Source organism: Neisseria maigaei (assembly GCF_958267405.1).
GTDB lineage: Bacteria > Pseudomonadota > Gammaproteobacteria > Burkholderiales > Neisseriaceae > Neisseria > Neisseria bergeri.
This window is the reverse complement of record NZ_CATQFT010000040.1, coordinates 71511-91421: the sequence shown is the minus strand read 5'-3', so window position 1 is coordinate 91421 and position 19911 is coordinate 71511. Positions and strand designations below refer to the sequence as shown.

Below are 19911 nucleotides of genomic sequence, written 5' to 3'. Positions count from 1 at the left end.
TTTTTCCCGCCGCCGCGTGCAAACACGCCAAGATCGAACAAAGCGCGAACAAAGCCGCCAAAATATGCCATAATAGCCGCGCACATTCCCCGCGCAATGTGTTTCAAAAGAAAAAACCAACCTACAAGAGAATAATCCTATGACTCAAAAATCCACCATTGTGTATACCCATACCGACGAAGCCCCCGCGCTGGCGACCCAATCCCTGCTGCCGATTGTGCAGGCGTTTTCCCGCCATGCCGGCATCGAAGTCAAAACTGCCGACATTTCCCTGTCCGGCCGCATTTTGGCGGCATTCCCCGAATATCTGACCGAAGCACAGCGCGTACCCGACGCGCTTGCCGAGTTGGGCGAACTGGTGAAACAGCCCGACGCCAACGTAATCAAACTGCCGAACATCAGCGCATCCGTACCGCAACTGACCGCCGCGATTAAAGAATTGCAAGCAAAAGGCTTTGCCGTCCCCGATTATCCCGCCGACCCGCAAACCAATGAAGAAAAAGCCGTGCGCGAACGTTACGACCGTATCAAAGGCAGCGCGGTAAACCCCGTTTTGCGCGAAGGCAACTCCGACCGCCGCGCGCCTAAAGCGGTGAAAAACTTTGCGAAAAAAAATCCGCACAGTATGGGCGCGTGGGCGAAAGACTCCAAAACCCACGTCGCCACGATGCAAAGCGGCGACTTTTTCCATAACGAACAATCCGTTACCGTACCTGAAGCGACTTCCGTATCCATCGTGTTCACCGACAAACAAGGCAATAAAAAAGAGCTGCGCGCGCCCGTCTCCCTGAAAGCCGGCGAAATCATCGACGCGACCGTGATGAGCAAAAAAGCCCTGCTCGCCTTCCTTGCCGAACAAGTGAAAGACGCAAAGGCAAAAGGCGTATTGTTCTCGCTGCATATGAAAGCCACCATGATGAAAGTGTCCGACCCGATTATCTTCGGACACGCCGTCAAAGTGTTCTTCGCACCCGTCTTTGAAAAATTCGGCGGCAAACTGACTGCCGCCGGTGTCAACGTCAACAACGGCTTCGGCAACCTGCTTGCCAATCTGGACAAACTGGATGCGGACACCCGCGCTGCCGTCGAAGCCGAAATCGCCGCCGTTTACGCCGCCAACCCCGATTTGGCGATGGTCGATTCCGACAAAGGCATCACCAACCTGCACGTCCCCAGCGATGTCATCGTCGATGCTTCTATGCCTGCGATGATCCGCAATTCCGGCCGTATGTGGGACAAAGACGGCAAAGCGCAAGACACCAAAGCCGTGATTCCCGACAGCAGCTATGCCGGCGTTTACCAAGCAACCATCGACTTCTGCCGCGAACACGGCGCATTCGATCCGACAACAATGGGTACTGTGCCCAACGTCGGACTGATGGCGCAAGCGGCGGAAGAATACGGCTCACACAACAAAACCTTTGAAATCGAAGCCGACGGTCAGGTTCAAGTCATTGATGCGGCAGGCAATGTCCTGATGCAACACGACGTTGAAGCAGGCGACATCTGGCGTATGTGCCAAACCAAAGATGCGCCCGTCAAAGACTGGGTACAACTTGCCATCAACCGCGCCCGCCTGAGCAACACGCCAGCCGTATTCTGGCTCGACGAAAACCGTCCGCACGACAAGAGCCTGCTTGCCAAAGTTAAAGCCTACCTTGCCGAACTGGATACCAACGGCCTCGACATCCGCGTCCTCGCGCCCGAAGAAGCCGCCAAGTTCAGCTTAGGTCGTCTGAAAAACGGCGAAGACACCATCTCCGTAACCGGCAACGTCTTGCGCGACTACCTGACCGACTTATTCCCGATTCTGGAACTCGGTACCAGCGCGAAAATGCTGTCTATCGTTCCATTAATGAATGGCGGCGGTATGTTTGAAACCGGCGCAGGCGGTTCTGCACCGAAACACGTCCAACAGTTCCTCGAAGAAAACCACTTGCGTTGGGACTCTTTGGGCGAATTCCTCGCGCTCGCTGTATCGTTTGAACATCTGGCGCAAAAAACCGGCAACGCCAAAGCCCAAGTCCTCGCCGACACGCTGGATGCCGCTACCGAGAAACTGCTGTTGAACGACAAATCGCCTAAACGCAAAGCAGGCGAACTCGACAACCGCGGCAGCCATTTCTACCTCACCCTCTACTGGGCGCAAGAATTGGCAGCGCAAAACAAAGATGCCGAACTGAAAGCCGCATTTGCGCCATTGGCAGCCGCTTTGACTGCCGACGAAGCCAAAATCGTTGAAGAACTCTCTGCCGTACAAGGCAAAGCGGTCGACATCGGCGGCTACTACGCAGCCAATCCTGAAAAAGCTGCACAAGCAATGCGTCCAAGCGCAACCTTTAATCAGGCACTAAACACCTTATAACCATAAAGGCAAAAATGCCGTCTGAACATTTATCGTTCAGACGGCATTAGTTATCTCTATCTGCCTGATTATGATTAAACGCCGCACCCATTGAATATAAATCATATAATCTTTAGTTTTTACCCTACGGAAAGACAATAATATGAAAACTGTTCCAACCATCCTGATTAGCATCCTTTTGGCAACCGCCCTTCCCGCATCCGCACACGGTATGCATAAGAGCAAACCCCTGACTATGGACGAGCTGCCGCCGATTTGCCAACAATATTTCAAACGCGCCGAAACCTGTTACAACAAAGCCGGAAACAAAGCAGATTTCGCACGCAACAACACCAAATTCCTATTCCAAGCCCTGCCTGCCGCCGATTTGGGACAGCGTAAGCAAATGTGCCAAATCGCCATGGATTCGTTTGCAGAAAAAACCCGCAATCTGAATTGCGAATAAAGCCGCATCAGCAATAGCGATGCCGTCTGAAACAATGATTTCAGACGGCATCTTCACCTCAAAACGTACCGGCTTATAAAGCCCGTCTCTCAGCCTCGCATCCCTAATCTATTAGCAGCAAGCGGAGGGAGGCTGTAGCCATTATAGTCATTCCTCAATGCTCTAAAAATCACCATGTACATTACCATTAAAAAAATCGAACAAAAAAGAATCAGCATGAATGCGTCTGATCTGATTTAACGAACTTTGATAGTATAACATGATGATTTTTTATGGTAATTGACGAGGCTTAAACAAAAAACCGCCATAACTTCCGGCGGTTAATGTTTTCTGGCGGAAACGGTGGGATTCGAACCCACGGAGGATTTGCACCCTCAGCGGATTTCGAGTCCGCTGCATTCAGCCTCTCTGCCACGTTTCCGATAATGCAGTAAAACCAAATAAAAACACAATATTTGCTACTATTGGATTCTTATTTGGTTCTACTCTCAAGAAATGGCGGAAGCGGTGAGATTCGAACTCACGGAGGGCTATCAACCCTCGACGGTTTTCAAGACCGTTGCATTAAACCGCTCTGCCACGCTTCCGTCTTCTTGAAGAGTAGGAATAATAATGAAGTTTATACATTTTGCCAAGCACTTTTTTTGGAAAATACTTAATTTATTGTTTTCACTTTATTTGTTCCGAACGCATAAAAACCCATTCGCTTTCATTGGAAGCCGCGTCATTGAATGCGTAGCCTTCGTAATTAAAATTTTTCAGCATTTCAGGATCGGTAATATTGTGTTCTGCCGCATAGCGCACCATTAATCCGCGTGCGCGCTTGGCATAGAAACTGATAATTTTATATTTGCCGTTTTTTTCGTCTTTAAATATCGGGGTAATCAGCCGCGCCCGAAGTTTTTTCGTGTTGACGGACTTGAAATATTCCTGTGAGGCAAGGTTGACAAGCGTATTGCTGCCTGCTTGGGCAAGCGTATCATTTAAAAGGTTGGTAATGATGTCGCCCCAAAACTCATACAAATTCTTGCCGCGCAAATTGGCGAAGGGCGTTCCCATTTCCAGGCGGTAGGGCTGCATTAGGTCTAATGGGCGCAGAAGACCGTACAAACCAGAAAGCAGACGGACATGGTTTTGCAGATATTGTATTTGATCGGTATTCAATGTGTTTGCATCCATACCTTCGTAAACATCGCCGTTGAACATAAAGACCGCCTGTTTGGCGTTTTCCGGCGTAAACGGCGTGTGCCATTCTGCATTGCGCTGCGCGTTTAAGAGGGCAATTTTGTCGGAAACGTGCATCAGTTCGGCAATCTGTTGCGGCGCAAGCTCGCGCAGCTGCCGCATTAGAATTTCGGACTCTGCCAGCAGGTCGGGTTGGGTAAACTCGCTGACAGGGGCAGGGTCTTTTTCGTTAAGGTTTTTCGCAGGAGAAAGGACAAAAAACATAATCTGCTCGGTATTGTGTCAAACACGGGGATTTTAAGTTTAAACGTGTTTGCGGGCAAGCCGATTAAAAGTGAAGTATAGTGGATTAAATTTAAACCAGTACGGCGTTGCCTCGCCTTGCCGTACTATCTGTACTGTCTTCGGCTTCGTCGCCTTGTCCTGATTTAAATTTAATCCACTATAAATACCGTTATAGCAAATTCAACCGTAAAATATTGAAAAATGCCGTCTGAACAAAAGTTCAGACGGCATTTTTTATTCTTTACCGATATAGGGAAACTATGTCTTCCGCAGCTTTGACACAAGTTACGACATCGGCAACCAAAGCAATACGCACATAACCTTCCCCGGGATTGCCCTGTTCGGTATCCCGTGCCAAAAAGCGTCCGGGCAATACTTGGATAGCGGCTTTTTTCCATAAATTGCGTGCAAATGCCAAATCGTCGCCATCGGGGACTTTCAACCAGATGTAAAACGAGGCATCCGGTAATTTAACGTCAAATACCTGTTGCAAAATGGGAATAACGCGCTCAAATTTTTCCTGATACATACGGCGGTTGTCGATAACGTGCTGTTCGTCATCCCAAGCGGCAATGCTTGCGCGCTGCACGGGAATGCTCATTGCGCTGCCGTGATAGGTTCTGTAAAGCAGAAAGTTTTTAAGCAGTTCGGCATCACCGGCGACAAAACCGGAACGCAGGCCAGGAACATTGGACCGCTTGGACAAACTGGTAAACATAAGCAGTTTTTGCCTGCTTCGACCCAACTGTGCAGCGGCTTGCAGGCAGCCCAAAGGTTTGTTGCCGTCGAAATAGATTTCGGAATAGCATTCATCCGAGGCAATAATGAAACCATATTTATCCTGTAAATCAAAAACTTCTTTCCAGCCATCCAAATCCAGCACGCTGCCGCTGGGGTTGTTGGGCGAGCAGACGAACACCAGTTTGGTACGTTTCCAAACCTCTTCGGAAATACTGCGCCAATCGGGGTTGAAAGACGGTGCGGGGCAATTGGCAAAATGGATTTCACCGCCGCCCAAAAGTGTCGCACCTTCGTAAATCTGATAAAAGGGATTCGGGCTGACAATTGCGGGTTTGATGCCGTCTGAAACAGGGTTCAACACGGTTTGGACAAAAGAAAACAACGCCTCCCTACTGCCTAAAACCGGCAGAATTTCATTATCCGGATTGACCGTCAAGCCGTCATAACGGCGTTTTAACCAGTTCGCACACGCCTGACGTAATTCAGGCAAACCGGCCGTCAACGGATATTTTTCCAACTCGTGCAATGAGGCGGTCAGCGCATCCGTAATGACTTTCGGTGTCGGGTGTTTCGGTTCGCCGATATGAAGGGGGACGGCTTCCATGCCTTCAGGCGCGGAAATGCCCTGCATCGCTTCACGCAGTCGGGCAAAGGGATAGGGTTTGAGTTGGTTGAGTAAGGTATTCATGATTTTCTCCGGTTACCGGCATATTGGGAAGATATGCCGTCTGAACCTGACGGTACCCATCAGACGGCATTTTGTATTCAATGCAAACCCGTACTGCCGAAACCGCCTTCTCCCCGGCTGCTTCCGACAAATTCTTCGACACGTTTGAAACGCGCCTGCACGATTGGTACGACAACCATCTGCGCGATACGCTCAAACGGCTTAACGGCAAACGGTTCGCTGCTTCTGTTCCATAACGACACCTTCAACTCCCCCTGATAATCGGAGTCGATCAAGCCGACCAAATTGCCCAAAACAATGCCGTGTTTATGCCCCAAGCCGGAACGGGGCAGCAAAACGGCGGCATATGCAGGATTGGCCAAATAAATTGCCAAACCTGTCGGCACAAGAAACGTTTCACCCGGCTGCAAAACGACTTCCTCATCCAAACAGGCGCGCAAATCCAAACCTGCAGAACCCTCCGTTGCATAGGCAGGGATAAAATCCGCCATCCTCTCGTCCAACACTTTCATTTCTACTTCAATATTCATCGTCTTGCTCCTGCATACGGCCAGTTTCAAAGATGGGAGATTATACACAAGCCGTGTTTACGCTGAAACACGGCAAATCGGTTTTGTTTTGAAATCCGTTGCCAATGTATAATACCCGCCTTTCCGGTTATGAAGACGAACATTATGCACACACCTTCCCCGCATAACGAATTTATACGCGGCATCAAAGAAAGTTCGCCTATGCTGATTGGGCTGCTGCCTTGGGCATTAATACTCGGTATGCAGGGCGGGCAAAAAGGTATGACTTGGCTGGAAATGCTGCTGATGACCGGTATGAATTTTGCCGGAGGCTCCGAATTTGCAACGGTCAACCTGTGGGCGGAACCTCTGCCGATACTGCTTATCGCCACCATAACCTTTATGATTAATTCGCGGCATATCCTGATGGGGGCGGCGCTTGCCCCGCACCTGAAAGGAATACCGCTGAAAAAAGCCGTGCCCGCACTGTTTTTTATGTGTGATGAAAGCTGGGCGATGGCATTCTCCGAAATCCAAAAACGGAAAGCAGCCGGTTTGCCCGCATTCAATATGCCTTTTTATATGGGCGTATGCTTTATCCTCTACATTACTTGGATAGGGTTTGCCACTTTCGGCGCGGCAGTAGGACCTATGTTCGGCAATGTGTCCGCTTGGGGATTCGGTATGGCGTTTCCTGCCGTATTTCTGGTTTTATTGAGAGGGATGTGGAAAGGTTTTGCCTCATCAAGACCTTGGTTTGTCAGCCTGATTGTTGCATCCGCCGTTTACCTGACCGTTGACAGCGCGTGGTATGTTCCTGCCGGCGCACTGTCCGGTCTGTTATCGGCTTATCTCTGGGGAGAACAAAAATGAAAAGTTTATTGTCGCTCCAATCATTCCTGTTGTTTGCCTCTATGCTTGCCGTAACCTACTCTACACGTCTGATAGGATTTTTCGCACTGCGTAACCGAACCCTAAGCCGCCGCGCCCAAACCATTATGGAAGCCGCACCGGGCTGCGTCCTGATTTCCGTCATTGCCCCCTATTTTGTATCAGACAAACCGCACGAACTTATTGCCATCGCATTAACCGCCTTTGCGGCCTGCCGCTTTTCTATGCTCCTTACCGTATTGATAGGAGTCGGCTCGTCAGGCATCTTGGGATGGCTGATGGCATAATTCATTTCAAAATACCCATAAAAATGCCGTCTGAAAATTGATTTTCAGACGGCATCGGCAAAACAGCCCTATTTTTTACGGTTAGAGAAAGCCTCACAACCGGCATCCGCAGACAAGGTTTCCAAATAAGCCCGGGCAGAAGCGGCATCGCGGCATTTGTATCCGTCGCCCACGCTGTTCACCCATACCGACAAGGTATAACCCGTCCCTGCCTTCGGAACACCGACCAACCTGTATGCCCTTGATTTTGCCGCATCGACAAACTCCCCCGAAACACTATATTTTTCGGCAATTTTCGGATTCATCTTATAGGCCGGTGCAAACTTTTTCAGTTCCGTATCAAGTTTCTGATTACTTTCCCCGGGATTTTTCAAAATAATCTGTTTGAAAGCATTGTTGATACTGACCATTTCCGTATAAAGCTGGGACTGATAGCCTTTTTCAATATAACTTTGATAAGAAGGTATGGCAATGACGCTGATGATGCCGAGTATCGCGACAACTATCATCACCTCAACTAATGTAAACCCTTTTTGTTCCATTTTATTGCTCATCATTATTGCTTACATAAGATTGAAGGACGACCACGGTATTGGCATTCTTACCCCAAGCCTTGGCAGTAACCCTATAAATATTCTGACCGTTCTTCACACCCAAATATTCGATAATATAACGCGGCATTTTGCTGACGCTTCCCGTACCTTTCCCATATACCATCCCTTTATTGTCAATGCACAGGTTGGTAGAATTTGCAGGGCAAAAACGCTTCACCGCCTCAACGGTGGGCTTGCCTTGCACCACGATATTGTCAAAAGCCTCTTCATTATCATTATTTGTCCGCACATTCACTGCGGTACACAGGCCGTTTTCACAATTTTCGCTAAATGTAACCTTACTGTCCGTAGTATATTCCAAATCTAAAACCTGAAATTCGCCGTCCCGCAAAGCCGCCTCGGCTAAAGACAAAGCCAATTTCCTGTCTGACTCGTTGGCACTGATCCGCTGCTCGGTATTGTAAGACTGCGCGGCAGTTACAACCAAAAAGGCCACTACTATCATAACCATCAGCACGATAAACAGTGCGAACCCCCTCTGTCCCTCAGAAGTCGGGATTCCCGTCAAAGCGTTCTGTTTGCGCATATATTTCCCCCGCGTATTGTCGCATCGATACGGTAAGCATAAATATTATTGTCTGAAGAAGCGGCAATCTTGGCATCGGTACCGCTATTCAATAAAACCTCCACCCCTGCGGGCGTAACAGCACCTTTGGAGCTGTCAAATTTATCCGTATATTTGAATTTTTCCTCTTTGCCGACATCTTCATCTTCAGGGCAGTCGGAAACATAGATATACCGCACATTCATATGGGTAATCTTTTTCACGAGCAACTGGGGATTACCCCACCCGCCGTTATCATTCAATTGGAAGCGGAACAAACCCTCCTCATCAGAAATCTTGCCGACCGCATAGGCATTGACCTCATGCCTTTGGCGCGCAATATTGCCATTTTGCCTGTTATCCGTATCCGGAATCTTCAATTCTTTTTTTACATTTTCTAATGTAGAGATTTGCTTGCCCGGTTTTGATATTGCGGCACAACTGCTGACGACGGTAGTCGCGGCGTTTGCATTAGCATCGTCGATACCGTATTGGAAAATCAATGCCTTACCGGATTGGGTAAAACCCGGATATCCGATATTTGCAGATTCCGCCACGGGGATAAGTTTATCTATACCGTTCCTTTTTAAGGAAAAAGGAGAATTTTGTTGCGTCGTATCGGAAATAACATCAGTTGCAGGATGCTCGGACATATTGAAACAACCGAAGCCGCCCGCCATTCTCGCATCGCGGACAATCAATGTTGCCGCATTCCGCAAATCCTGTTGCGCGGCAAGACGATCGTTTGCCGCATCATTTAATTTCCGGGACGTAAAGTAACTCGATCCGACCGCCATCAGGACAATCATACTGAGCAGACCTGCAACCAGAAATTCAACAATGGTAAAACCCTTCATACCATCATAACTGCCTTTTGGTACGTTTAGCATTTTACGTTTCATTCCCGACCTCCGACCCTTGCCTGATAGGTATATACGATATTGTCGCCGTTCGCTTCAAGATTCGTACGGGCAATATCCGAATCCCCTGCCGAATCATTTACCCACAATACTTTAATTAAAGTATCTCCGTTTGCCTTATTGTCGCAATTTGAAGAAAAAACACCGCTGTCGGACAATGTCGGCGCATTACCCGACGAATCTTTGCAGACGGCGTAATGGATACCAGCCGCATCCGGCAAGGCATTTTTCAATTCATAACCGAACCTATCCAACTGGGCTTTTGCCAAATCCTCCTTGGTTTTCAAATTATTAAGCGTGAAATCACCGTCGGAGGAAGAAGGGGTGTACGACCCTGTGTAAAGATTATAGTTTTTCTTATTGCTGTCCGAATCAATGGTCGGATTCATCAACATTCCTTCCATCAGGTTTTGCGTGATTTGGCTGACGATGGTTTGTGTCTCTGCCTCCCTGACGGAAGCGACTGTCCGCAACTGTACAGACAATAATGCCAAAATACCGATGGTCAGAACGAGCATAGCAACCAAGACTTCTATCAGTGCCATACCGGACTGGGGATCTTTCAGGCGGAAGCAATCATTATTCTTCATTTTTTATTTCCCAAACCGACTAAAACAGTCATTGATGTTGGCATACGGCACGCGTATCGTTTCTAGGACAAACCTCAACCCTGCCGCTGCTGTCAATCAAAACCACCGCCGAGCGGAATTTCTTTTCATCGGCGGAAACCGCCTTCGCATCTGTCAGCACGATTTGGATATAACCGCCGGAGTAAACAAATCTGGAAGTACGCGCGAGATTCTGATCGGGAGAATAGCCGAATGCCCCGTTTTGGTTGAAAGTCCAAACAACACGGTCGGCGGTCGGCTGAGACGAACCGAAAGCGATATGGTTGAAGGCATAATTAATCCGGCCGTCGTCGGCATCATTCAACACCACGCTGCGAAGGAAAATATCCGCCGCATCGCCGTCATATGCCTTATTGCCGTTTTTGTCGCCGAAAGCCAACACTCCCTGCCCCTTCTTGCCGAAGTCGCACTGGTTGTTGACCGTACCGTCTTTTTTAACTTGAACAGGACAGATATAGACAGGGATATTGAGCCGGACGGCTTCGCCCCTGGAGAAACGCAAAAGGTTGGCAACCTGCTCCGCGTGACTGGCAATGCGGCGGGATGCAATCCACCGGCTCATACTGGGGAGGGCTATCATCGCCATAATGGCTGCGATGACCATCACGATAAGCAGCTCTATTAGCGTGAAACCTTGTTGTTTTCGTGTACACATAAGCAATAGGACGTTAACTGGTAATGTATTTTCAATTATATGCCGTCTGAATGCAAAAATGCCTCAAGACCGCATTTTATTTTTTAGGGCAATCTCTAAGCATGATTTTAAACGATTTTGCCTGATTTCGCCTAATAAATTTTTATATAACCATTTAATCTTCTATCTTTGCCTCCTCGGGAACATAGGCAGCATTGTCGAATTTGGTAAACTGCCCCATCCATGTCAGGAAAACTTTTCCGACCGGACCGTTGCGGTGTTTGCCGATAATACATTCGGCAAGGCCTTTCATGGGTGAGTCTTGGTTGTAGTATTCCTCGCGGTACATGAACATAATCAGGTCGGCATCCTGCTCGATTGCGCCGGATTCGCGAAGGTCGGACATCATCGGGCGTTTGTCGGTACGCGATTCGACGGTACGGCTCAATTGCGACAGGGCGATGATGGGGACTTGCAATTCTTTCGCCAGAGCTTTGAGGGAGCGGGAAATTTCGCCAAGCTCCGAAGCACGGTTGTCCGAACGCCCCGAACCCGCCATCAGTTGCAGGTAGTCGATGACGATCAATCCCAATTTTCCGTTGAACTGACGTGCAAGACGACGGGCGCGGGCGCGCAGTTCGAGCGCAGTCAGGCCCGGGGTTTCGTCGATGTACATGGGCGCGTCGGAAAGTTTGACGACTGCCTCGTTCAAACGCCCCCAATGTTCGTCCGCCAGCCTGCCTGTTTTTAAAATACTCTGATCAAGCCGTCCGACCGAGCCGAGCATACGCATAACCAACTGCGCACCGCCCATTTCCATCGAGAAAACGGCAACGGGCAGCTTGCCTTCTACGGCAACGTGTTCGGCGATATTGATGGAAAAGGCGGTTTTACCCATAGACGGACGACCGGCGACGATAATCAGGTCTCCGGGCTGAAGGCCCGAGGTTTTTTTGTCGAGGTCGATAAACCCCGTCGGCACGCCGGTTACTTCATCGGGATTGTCGCGCGAATAAAGCATATCGATGCGCTGTACGACTTCTTTCAGCAAATCGGGCATCTCCAAAAAGCCCTGCTTGGATTTAGTCGTGCTTTCTGCAATTTGGAATACTTTGTTTTCCGCCTCATCCAAAAGCTGACCTGCATCCCTGCCTTGCGGATTGTAGGCACTGCGGGCGATTTCCGTTCCCACTTCGGCAAGTTGGCGCATAATGGAACGCTCGCGCACGATTTCGGCATAGCGCCGGATGTTGGCGGCAGACGGAGTATTTTGCGCCAGAGAAATCAGATATTCGAATCCCCCCGCCGCTTCCAGCTCTTCGTTCCGCTGCAAATCTTCCTGAACCGTGATGACATCGGCAGGACGGCTCTCATTGATCAATTTGGCAATGGATCGGAAAATCAGGCGGTGTTCATGCCGGTAAAAATCCTCTCCCGAAACCACATCGGCAATCCTGTCCCATGCCGGATTTTCCAGCATCAAACCGCCCAAAACAGACTGCTCCGCCTCCATTGAGTGCGGCGGAAGCGACAATGAGCCGATTCCTCCGTCTTCAGACGGCATGGCTGTGTAATCGTTCATGGTACATCCTATCTATTGTGCCGAAATTGCAATCTTCTATTATAGCGTAAAGCAGGTTCAATTGGTTTCCGCACCGCAAAACAGGTAGAATACACGGGCTGCCGAGCTATTTGCAGCAACACTGCCAAAACACAACATTTAAAACAATATTCAGGAGTACAAAATGGAACATAAGCTGCCGCAACTGCCTTATGAACTGGACGCATTGTCCCCGCATCTGAGCAAAGAGACTTTGGAATTCCACTACGGCAAACACCATCAAACCTACATCACCAACCTGAACAATCAAATCAAAGGCACTGAATTTGAAAACCTGCCTTTGGAAGAAATTGTGAAAAAATCTTCAGGCGGCGTGTTCAACAACGCGGCGCAAACTTGGAACCACACTTTCTACTGGCTGGGTTTCACGCCCAAAGGTCAAGGCAAACCTTCCGGCGAACTGGCCGCCGCCATCAACGCCAAATGGGGCAGCTTCGAGAAATTCCAAGAAGCATTCTCCGCTTGCGCTGCCGGTACTTTCGGCTCCGGTTGGGCATGGCTGGTGAAAACCCCTGCTGGCGAATTGGATTTGGTTTCCACTTCCAACGCGGTAACTCCGCTGACCACTGAAAACACTCCTCTGCTGACCTGCGACGTGTGGGAACACGCCTATTACATCGACTACCGCAACAGCCGTCCAAACTACCTGAAAGGTTTCTGGGAAATCGTCAACTGGGACGAAGTCGCCAAACGTTTTGCCGCCTAACCCGCAAACCGACAAAATGCCGTCTGAACACATTTCAGACGGCATTTTTTACGGGAAATCCGAATCAATGTCCGCAGGCGCAAGCGTCGCCGTGGTGTCCGCACCCCTGTGCCGCTTCGAGCCACGCGTCGTCATTGCCGTCAAACTCTTCCACTTCGTCAAACTCGCCGCGTTCCACCATGGCGCACAACTCTTCAAGGCTTTCCGCGCCTTCCACCCAAAAACAGGGAATGCCCGGCAGCGTATCGGGCGCAAGCAGTGCCGCTACGCCTTCATGCCACGCAATCCAATAGCCGTTTGCCGTTTGAACGAACTGCGCATCCCGATGAACCGACTCTCCTTCCGTTCCGACGAGCATACGCTCCGCAATACTTTCCTGAAAAGGTAAAATCTGCATAAGTGTTCCTTTATATGATGGTTTTCCGTCAAAACAAGGCATTATAGTGGATTAACAAAAACCAGTACGTCGTTGCCTCGCCTTAGCTCAAAGAGAACGATTCTCTAAGGTGCTGAAGCACCAAGTGAATCAGTTCCGTACTATTTGTACTGTCTGCGGCTTCGTCGCCTTGTCCTGATTTTTGTTAATCCACTATATTTTAAAACATCACGCCCGCTTGAGAAACTGCCAACCGCTTTATAACAAATTCGTCTTTGCACCAAACTTTCCATTCTTTCCGTTTTTCAGACGGCATCGTTAAAGTAATACCTTTATTTTCCACCCTTACCGACCATGTTACTGCTCAAAACACCCGGCATCCTTCCCGGCTTCAAACTCAGCCTCGGTCTGACCGTATTGTGTCTGTCGCTGCTTGTGGTTTTGCCGTTTGCGATGATGGCGGCGAAAGCGGCGGAAATCGGCTGGGGCGGCTTTTGGAACACGATTGCCGAGCCGAACGTGTTGGTGGCGGTGTGGCTGAGTTTGCGGATGTCGTTTTATGCGATGCTGACCAATGTCGTGTTCGGCACGCTGGTGGCGTGGGTATTGGTGCGTTATGAATTCCCGGGCAAGGGTCTGGCGAACGCGCTGGTCGATTTGCCGTTTGCGCTGCCGACGGCGGTTACGGGTATCGCGTTGGCGACCCTGTATGCGCCCAACGGTTGGATAGGCCGTTTTTTCGAGCCTTTGGGCATCAAAATCGCGTTTACGCCCGTCGGCATTTGGATTGCGCTGGTCGTCGTCAGCCTGCCCTTTATCGTCCGCGCCGTGCAGCCGGTGTTGGAGGAATTATCGGGCGAATATGAGGAAGCGGCGGCGACTTTGGGTGCAAACCGCTTCACGACGTTCCGCCGCGTGCTGCTGCCGGAAATCACGCCGGCACTCTTGACCGGCGCGGGCATGATGTTCGCGCGGGCAACGGGGGAATACGGCTCGGTGATTTTTATCGCGGGCAATATTCCGATGGTTTCCGAAATCCTGCCGCTGGTTATTATGGGCAAGCTGGAACAGTTCGACGTACAGGGCGCGTCGGCGGTGGCGTTGTTTATGCTGCTGGTTTCGTTTGTCATCCTGTTTGCGCTGAACGTGATGCAGTGGGCGTTGGGCAGGCGTTCGGGCGCGAAGGGTTGAGGTCGTCTGAAATACCTGTTACCGTCATTCCCGCGCAGGCGGGAATCCATTGGTGAATTTCGGCTGCCTTATTTATTTTCTGTTTTCCTGTTGCCCTGTGGTGGATTCCCGCCTGCGCGGGAATGACGGCAGCCGAACGTTTTTTGCTCCCCTTTTAATCTATAAAAGATAAAAGGCCGTCTGAAAACGAATCCGCCCCACAAAAAACAGTTTTTCAGACGACCTCCAAACATTTTAAAACCAACCAGAGAACACCACCGACATGAAACCCTATTCCGCCAATCCCAACCTGACTGAACCGCGTTGGCTGCGCGTATTGCTGACTGCTACCGCCTTGGGCTTTCTGTTGCTGATGTTGGTTGTGCCTTTGGTTGCCGTATTCTACGAGGCCTTAAAAGGCGGTTGGGATTTGTACCTGAAATCCTTAAGCGATTCCGAAGCGTGGTCTGCCATCAAATTGACGCTGATTACCGCGCTGATTGTCGTCCCCGTCAATGCCGTCTTGGGCGTGGCGATGGCGTGGCTGCTGACCCGTTTTGATTTTCGCGGCAAGCAGTTGCTGACCACCCTGCTCGATTTGCCGTTTTCCGTATCACCCGTGGTGGCCGGTTTGATGTTCGTCTTATTGTTCGGCGCGCACACGGCATTGGGCGGCTGGCTGGAAGCGCAAGGCATACAGATTATCTTCGCCATCCCCGGCATTATTTTGGCGACGCTGTTCGTTACCTTCCCCTTTGTCGCGCGCGAAATCATCCCGCTGATGCAGGCGCAGGGCGACAGCGAAGAACAAGCCGCGCTGATTCTCGGCGCAAGCGGCTGGCAGATGTTTTGGCGCGTTACCCTGCCCAACATCAAATGGGCGTTACTCTACGGCATCATCCTCACCAACGCCCGCGCGATGGGCGAATTCGGCGCGGTCAGCGTGGTATCGGGACACATACGCGGCGAAACCAACACCGTCCCGCTTTTGGTCGAAATCTTCTACAACGAATACAACTTCACCGGCGCATTCGCCCTCTCCGGTGTATTGGCACTTTTAGCCTTGGCCACCTTGCTGGTGCAGAACATCATCACAAAATTACAAGATAAAAAACTCGCCGCCGCCGAAAGGAAAGCAGTATGAGCATCACCATTCAAAACTTAAACAAACAATTCGGCAATTTTCACGCGCTGAAAAACATCAACCTCAACGTCCCCACCGGCAAACTCGTTTCCCTGCTCGGCCCGTCCGGCTGCGGCAAAACCACGCTTTTACGCATTATCGCCGGACTGGAAAACGCCAACGGCGGCAAGATTCTGTTTGACGGGCAAGATGTAACCGCCAAGCACGTCCGCGACCGCAAAGTCGGCTTCGTGTTCCAACACTACGCCCTCTTCCGCCATATGAACGTGTTTGACAACGTTGCCTTCGGTTTGACCGTATTGCCCAAGCCCGAACGCCCGTCCAAAGGACAAATCCGCGCCAAAGTCGAAGAATTGCTGAAACTCGTGCAGCTCTCCCACCTCGCCAAATCCTATCCGCACCAGCTCTCCGGCGGCCAACGCCAACGCATCGCCCTTGCCCGCGCGCTTGCGGTCGAACCGAAACTCCTGCTTTTGGACGAACCCTTCGGCGCGTTGGATGCCAAAGTACGCAAAGAATTACGCACCTGGCTGCGCGACATTCATCATAACCTCGGCGTAACCAGCATTTTGGTTACGCACGACCAAGAAGAAGCCCTCGAAGTTTCCGACGAAATCGTCGTGATGAACCACGGTAAAATCGAGCAAACCGGCAGTGCCGAAGCCATTTACCGCAAACCCGAAAACGCCTTCGTTACCGAATTTCTCGGCGAGACCGACGCTTTCGAAGGCAGAATCGAAAAAGGCATCTGGCACTACAACGGCTTCGCGTGGAAATTGGACGCGCACTACAAATGGCAGGAACAAACCGCCACCGGCTACATCCGCCCGCACGAATGGCAGCTTGCCGCCGAACACGAAACACCGATGATTTGTGCCGAAATCGAAAAAATCCACGCCGTCGGCGCACTGACGCACGTTTTGGTGAGACACGGCAAACAGGACGTGCACATCACGCTGGCAGGCAGCGATGCCGCGCGTTACCCAATCGCCGAAGGCAAAGAATTAAACTTAATTCCGAAACAGGTTTATGTCTTCTCTCAAAACGAGCTGATTGAATATTCGATTTAACCCTGAAAGCACAATGCCGTCTGAAAGGCTTTCAGACGGCATTGCGTGTCAAGTGTCAGGCAAGAAACAGCTTGTACGCGGCATTTTGCGTTTCCTCGTGATAGCTGTATCCCAGACTTTCCAAGAAACCGTCAAATGCGGCGGCATCGTGCGGCGGCACATCGATACCGACCAAAATCCGCCCGTAATCCGCACCGTGGTTGCGGTAATGGAAGAGCGTAATATTCCACCCTCCCTGCATATGGTTCAAAAAGCGCGCCAACGCCCCCGGACGCTCCGGAAACTCAAAACTGACCAAACGCTCGTTCCCTACCTTGTCCGTCCGCCCTCCGACCATATAGCGGATATGGATTTTGGCAATCTCATTGTTGGTCAAATCGACATTGGGCAATCCCGCTTCGTCCAACCGGCTGCCGATAACCGCCAAATCCTGCGGGCCTGCCGCTTGAAGTCCGACAAAGATATGCGCTTTTTCATCGTCACCGTAGCGGTAGTTGAACTCGGTAATATTCCTATTTCCCAATATATTGACAAACTTAAGGAAGCTGCCACGTTCTTCGGGGATGGTAACGGCAAAAATACCTTCGTTGCCCTCGCCCAATTCGCTGCGTTCCGAAACGTGGCGCAAACGGTGAAAATTCATATTCGCGCCGCTGGTAACGGCAATCAGGGTTTGGTTTTCCGCGCCTTCTCGGGCAATATAGGCTTTCAGACCCGCCAACGCCAACGCGCCGGCCGGCTCGGTAATGCTGCGCGTGTCATCGAAAATATCCTTGACCGCGCCGCAAACCGCATCGGTATCGACTGTAATGATTTCATCCAAAAGTTCTTTGCAGAGGCGGAAGGTTTCGCTTCCGACAACTTTGACCGCCGTGCCGTCTGAAAACAGCCCGACATCTTTCAAATGGACGATTTCGCCCGCTTCGACCGACTGCTTCATACAGCAGGAATCGTTGGTCTGAACTCCGATAACTTTGATTTCGGGGCGGACCTGCTTGATAAATGCCGCCACGCCCGCCGCCAAACCGCCGCCGCCTATCGGTACGAATACGGCGCGGATTGGATCGGGATGCTGGCTGACAATTTCCATCCCCACCGTACCCTGTCCCGCAATCACATCAGGATCGTCAAACGGTGCGATATAGGTTAACCCTTCTTTTTCCGCCAACTCCATCGCATAATCGTAGGCATCGTTGTATGAAACGCCCCGCAAAACCACCTCGCCGCCACGGCTCTTAACCGCATCTACTTTGATTTTCGGCGTAGTCTCCGGCATAACGATAACGGCACGGCAGCCCAAACGCTGTGCGGACAATGCCACGCCTTGAGCATGATTGCCCGCGCTTGCCGCAATCACGCCGCAAGCGAGCGCATCTTTCGGCAACTTGGACATTTTGTTGTACGCGCCGCGTATTTTGAACGAAAAAACCGGCTGCAAATCTTCGCGTTTCAAAAGGATATTGTTTTTCAAACGTACAGAAAGGCTGCGTGCCGGTTCCAAAGGCGTTTCGACCGCGACATCATAGACAGATGCCGTCAGGATGCGGATGAGGTAATCGGAATAAGGAAGGGGCGTGTTCATAATTCAATATGGGATAATCGGTTTATTAAAATCGCAAAACCCAAAACCATACGCCCAAGACGGCGCGAAAGCAAGAAAAATCCGCCCGATCAGACACCCTAAGCGTATAATCGGCAGGCTGAAACACTCACACAATTAGAATATTTCATGACAGCACATAAAATCCTGCCCGTCCTGCTTTCCATCATCTTAGGCGTTTCTCACGCAATGGCTGCATCGCCCGCGCCCAACAGACCGACGGTACACGCCGCCCCCACACTCCAAACACCCGAAACCCTCACATTCCAAACACCCGAAACCCTCACAGCGGCACACATCGTTATCGACCTTCAAAGCAAACAGACTTTATCCGCCAAAAACATCAATACCCCTGTCGAACCGGCGGCACTAACCCAACTGATGACCGCATATCTGGTTTTCAAAAACATGAAATCGGGAAATATCCGATCTGAAGAAAACTTAAAAATACCCGAATCCGCTTGGGCTTCAGAAGGAAGCAGAATGTTTGTACGTCCCGGCGATACGGTCGGCACCGACAAACTCTTAAAGGGCATGATTGTCCTATCCGCAAACGATGCCGCCCTAACCCTTGCCGGCCGGCTGGGCAACGGTTCGATAGAAAACTTTGTCAAACAAATGAATGAAGAAGCCCGACGCTTGGGCATGAAGAACACTGTATTCAAAAACCCGACAGGCTTGAGTAGAGAAGGACAGGTTTCCACCGCCAAAGACCTCTCCCTGCTGTCTGAAGCATTGATGCGCAACTTTCCGGAATATTACCCGCTGTTTTCCATCAAATCTTTCAAATTCAAAAATATAGAACAAAACAACCGCAATATCCTTTTATATAGGGACAACAATGTAAACGGTCTGAAAGCCGGACACACAGAAAGCGGCGGCTACAACCTTGCCGTGTCATACTCCGGCAACGGCAGGCACATCCTTGTCATCACATTGGGTTCGGAATCGGCGGAAACACGCGCATCAGACAACAGCAAGCTGCTGAACTGGGCATTGCAGGCTTTCGATACGCCCAAAATATATCCGAAAGGAAAAACCGTTGCCCAAATCCAAATTTCCGGAGGCAGCAAAAAAACCGTCCGCGCAGGCTTCCTCAAAGAAACCTACATCACTCTGCCACATAAGGAAGCGAAAACAGCCGAACAAATTTTGGAAACCATACAGCCGATTCCCGCCCCGGTAAAAAAAGGGCAGATTTTAGGAAAAATCAAAATCAGACAAAACGGATACACCATTGCCGAAAAAGAAATCGTCGCACTGGAAAATGTAGAAAAAAGAAGCCGGTGGCAAAAGCTTTGGGCACGCCTGACGGGACAGTAAGCTTCTATATTTCCATGTCCAAAATAGGAGAATTACAATGCCGTCTGAAACAATCTTCAGACGATATTCAAAAGACCGTTAAATCAAGTTGTACGACCAATCAAATATCGCAACTCATCTACCTCTATTTGATTTGCGCTTAACGGCAACAGTTGGCTGAATAA

20 protein-coding genes, 2 tRNA genes and 1 pseudogene are annotated in these 19911 nt (G+C 50.3%); 9 read left to right on the top strand and 14 right to left on the bottom strand.

All coding sequences use genetic code 11. From position 1 onward, the window contains the following. Window positions 1-139: 139 nt before the first annotated feature. Together Q3O06_RS07815 and Q3O06_RS07810 are read left to right on the top strand one after the other, a co-directional pair. Window positions 140-2365, top strand: a complete 2226-nt coding sequence (locus tag Q3O06_RS07815; protein WP_301818333.1) for an NADP-dependent isocitrate dehydrogenase — start codon at window positions 140-142, stop codon at window positions 2363-2365. 142 nt (window positions 2366-2507) lie between these two features. Next, window positions 2508-2810, top strand: coding sequence for a hypothetical protein (locus Q3O06_RS07810; protein WP_025457165.1), 303 nt, complete (start codon window positions 2508-2510; stop codon window positions 2808-2810). A 331-nt stretch (window positions 2811-3141) separates the two neighbouring features. Here Q3O06_RS07810 and Q3O06_RS07805 read toward each other — a convergent pair. From Q3O06_RS07805 to dut, 6 genes and pseudogenes are all read right to left on the bottom strand, one after another. After that, a tRNA-Ser gene (locus tag Q3O06_RS07805) sits at window positions 3142-3231 on the bottom strand. A gap of 75 nt (window positions 3232-3306) precedes the next feature. Then, window positions 3307-3397: transfer RNA gene (locus Q3O06_RS07800), tRNA-Ser, on the bottom strand. 82 nt (window positions 3398-3479) lie between these two features. Further along, window positions 3480-4259 (bottom strand): peroxide stress protein YaaA, encoded by a 780-nt coding sequence (gene yaaA, locus Q3O06_RS07795; protein ID WP_301818332.1) that lies wholly within the window; start codon window positions 4257-4259, stop codon window positions 3480-3482. A 48-nt stretch (window positions 4260-4307) separates the two neighbouring features. Beyond that, window positions 4308-4442: pseudogene (locus tag Q3O06_RS07790) on the bottom strand (IS5/IS1182 family transposase); the annotation flags it as partial. Between the two features lie 79 nt (window positions 4443-4521). Beyond that, window positions 4522-5709: a succinyldiaminopimelate transaminase gene (gene dapC / locus Q3O06_RS07785; RefSeq protein WP_301818331.1), complete on the bottom strand. Its 1188-nt coding sequence runs from the start codon at window positions 5707-5709 to the stop codon at window positions 4522-4524. A 77-nt stretch (window positions 5710-5786) separates the two neighbouring features. Next, window positions 5787-6239 (bottom strand): dUTP diphosphatase, encoded by a 453-nt coding sequence (gene dut / locus Q3O06_RS07780; RefSeq protein ID WP_301818330.1) that lies wholly within the window; start codon window positions 6237-6239, stop codon window positions 5787-5789. 141 nt (window positions 6240-6380) lie between these two features. Between dut and Q3O06_RS07775 the strand changes: the two genes are divergently transcribed. Both Q3O06_RS07775 and Q3O06_RS07770 read left to right on the top strand, forming a co-directional pair. Further along, entirely contained in the window at window positions 6381-7091 is a 711-nt protein-coding gene (locus Q3O06_RS07775; RefSeq protein WP_301818361.1) for an AzlC family ABC transporter permease, read from the top strand. Then, complete coding sequence (locus tag Q3O06_RS07770) at window positions 7088-7396, top strand: AzlD family protein (protein ID WP_301818329.1); 309 nt, start codon at window positions 7088-7090, stop codon at window positions 7394-7396. Before Q3O06_RS07775 ends, Q3O06_RS07770 begins: the two co-directional genes overlap by 4 nt. 68 nt (window positions 7397-7464) lie before the next feature. Here Q3O06_RS07770 and Q3O06_RS07765 read toward each other — a convergent pair whose 3' ends face one another. The 6 genes from Q3O06_RS07765 to dnaB all read right to left on the bottom strand — a co-directional run bounded on the left by Q3O06_RS07765 (window position 7465) and on the right by dnaB (window position 12319). Continuing rightward, entirely contained in the window at window positions 7465-7938 is a 474-nt protein-coding gene (locus Q3O06_RS07765) for a PilX family type IV pilin (RefSeq protein ID WP_301669875.1), read from the bottom strand. A gap of 1 nt (window position 7939) precedes the next feature. After that, window positions 7940-8536, bottom strand: coding sequence for a pilus assembly PilX family protein (locus Q3O06_RS07760; RefSeq protein WP_301818328.1), 597 nt, complete (start codon window positions 8534-8536; stop codon window positions 7940-7942). After that, entirely contained in the window at window positions 8515-9456 is a 942-nt protein-coding gene (locus Q3O06_RS07755) for a PilW family protein (protein WP_301818327.1), read from the bottom strand. Before Q3O06_RS07755 ends, Q3O06_RS07760 begins: the two co-directional genes overlap by 22 nt. Beyond that, complete coding sequence (pilV, locus tag Q3O06_RS07750) at window positions 9453-10064, bottom strand: type IV pilus modification protein PilV (protein WP_301818326.1); 612 nt, start codon at window positions 10062-10064, stop codon at window positions 9453-9455. Before pilV ends, Q3O06_RS07755 begins: the two co-directional genes overlap by 4 nt. A 28-nt stretch (window positions 10065-10092) precedes the next feature. Next, window positions 10093-10758, bottom strand: a complete 666-nt coding sequence (locus Q3O06_RS07745; protein ID WP_301818325.1) for a GspH/FimT family pseudopilin — start codon at window positions 10756-10758, stop codon at window positions 10093-10095. 154 nt (window positions 10759-10912) lie between these two features. Next, window positions 10913-12319, bottom strand: a complete 1407-nt coding sequence (gene dnaB / locus Q3O06_RS07740) for a replicative DNA helicase (RefSeq protein ID WP_301818324.1) — start codon at window positions 12317-12319, stop codon at window positions 10913-10915. 163 nt (window positions 12320-12482) lie between these two features. On the opposite strand from dnaB, the gene Q3O06_RS07735 reads away from it, so the two are divergent. Next, window positions 12483-13064, top strand: a complete 582-nt coding sequence (locus Q3O06_RS07735) for a superoxide dismutase (RefSeq protein WP_301818323.1) — start codon at window positions 12483-12485, stop codon at window positions 13062-13064. A gap of 64 nt (window positions 13065-13128) precedes the next feature. On the opposite strand, the gene Q3O06_RS07730 is transcribed toward Q3O06_RS07735, so the two are convergent. Beyond that, window positions 13129-13461 (bottom strand): general secretion pathway protein GspG, encoded by a 333-nt coding sequence (locus Q3O06_RS07730; protein WP_301818322.1) that lies wholly within the window; start codon window positions 13459-13461, stop codon window positions 13129-13131. Between the two features lie 333 nt (window positions 13462-13794). Here Q3O06_RS07730 and cysT point away from each other — a divergent pair, with 333 nt between their 5' ends. The 3 genes from cysT to Q3O06_RS07715 all read left to right on the top strand — a co-directional run bounded on the left by cysT (window position 13795) and on the right by Q3O06_RS07715 (window position 16824). Then, the gene (gene cysT / locus Q3O06_RS07725; protein WP_301818321.1) at window positions 13795-14631 is read left to right on the top strand and encodes a sulfate ABC transporter permease subunit CysT; all 837 of its coding nucleotides are present in this window, start codon (window positions 13795-13797) and stop codon (window positions 14629-14631) included. A gap of 262 nt (window positions 14632-14893) precedes the next feature. Next, window positions 14894-15754 (top strand): sulfate ABC transporter permease subunit CysW, encoded by an 861-nt coding sequence (gene cysW, locus Q3O06_RS07720; protein WP_301818320.1) that lies wholly within the window; start codon window positions 14894-14896, stop codon window positions 15752-15754. Next, entirely contained in the window at window positions 15751-16824 is a 1074-nt protein-coding gene (locus tag Q3O06_RS07715; protein ID WP_301818319.1) for a sulfate/molybdate ABC transporter ATP-binding protein, read from the top strand. Before cysW ends, Q3O06_RS07715 begins: the two co-directional genes overlap by 4 nt. Window positions 16825-16879: 55 nt before the next feature. Here the strand turns inward: Q3O06_RS07715 and ilvA are convergent, their stop codons facing one another. Next, the gene (gene ilvA, locus Q3O06_RS07710) at window positions 16880-18406 is read right to left on the bottom strand and encodes a threonine ammonia-lyase, biosynthetic (protein ID WP_301818318.1); all 1527 of its coding nucleotides are present in this window, start codon (window positions 18404-18406) and stop codon (window positions 16880-16882) included. A 147-nt stretch (window positions 18407-18553) separates the two neighbouring features. Between ilvA and Q3O06_RS07705 the strand changes: the two genes are divergently transcribed. Then, the gene (locus Q3O06_RS07705) at window positions 18554-19747 is read left to right on the top strand and encodes a D-alanyl-D-alanine carboxypeptidase family protein (protein WP_301818317.1); all 1194 of its coding nucleotides are present in this window, start codon (window positions 18554-18556) and stop codon (window positions 19745-19747) included. Window positions 19748-19911: the final 164 nt, after the last annotated feature.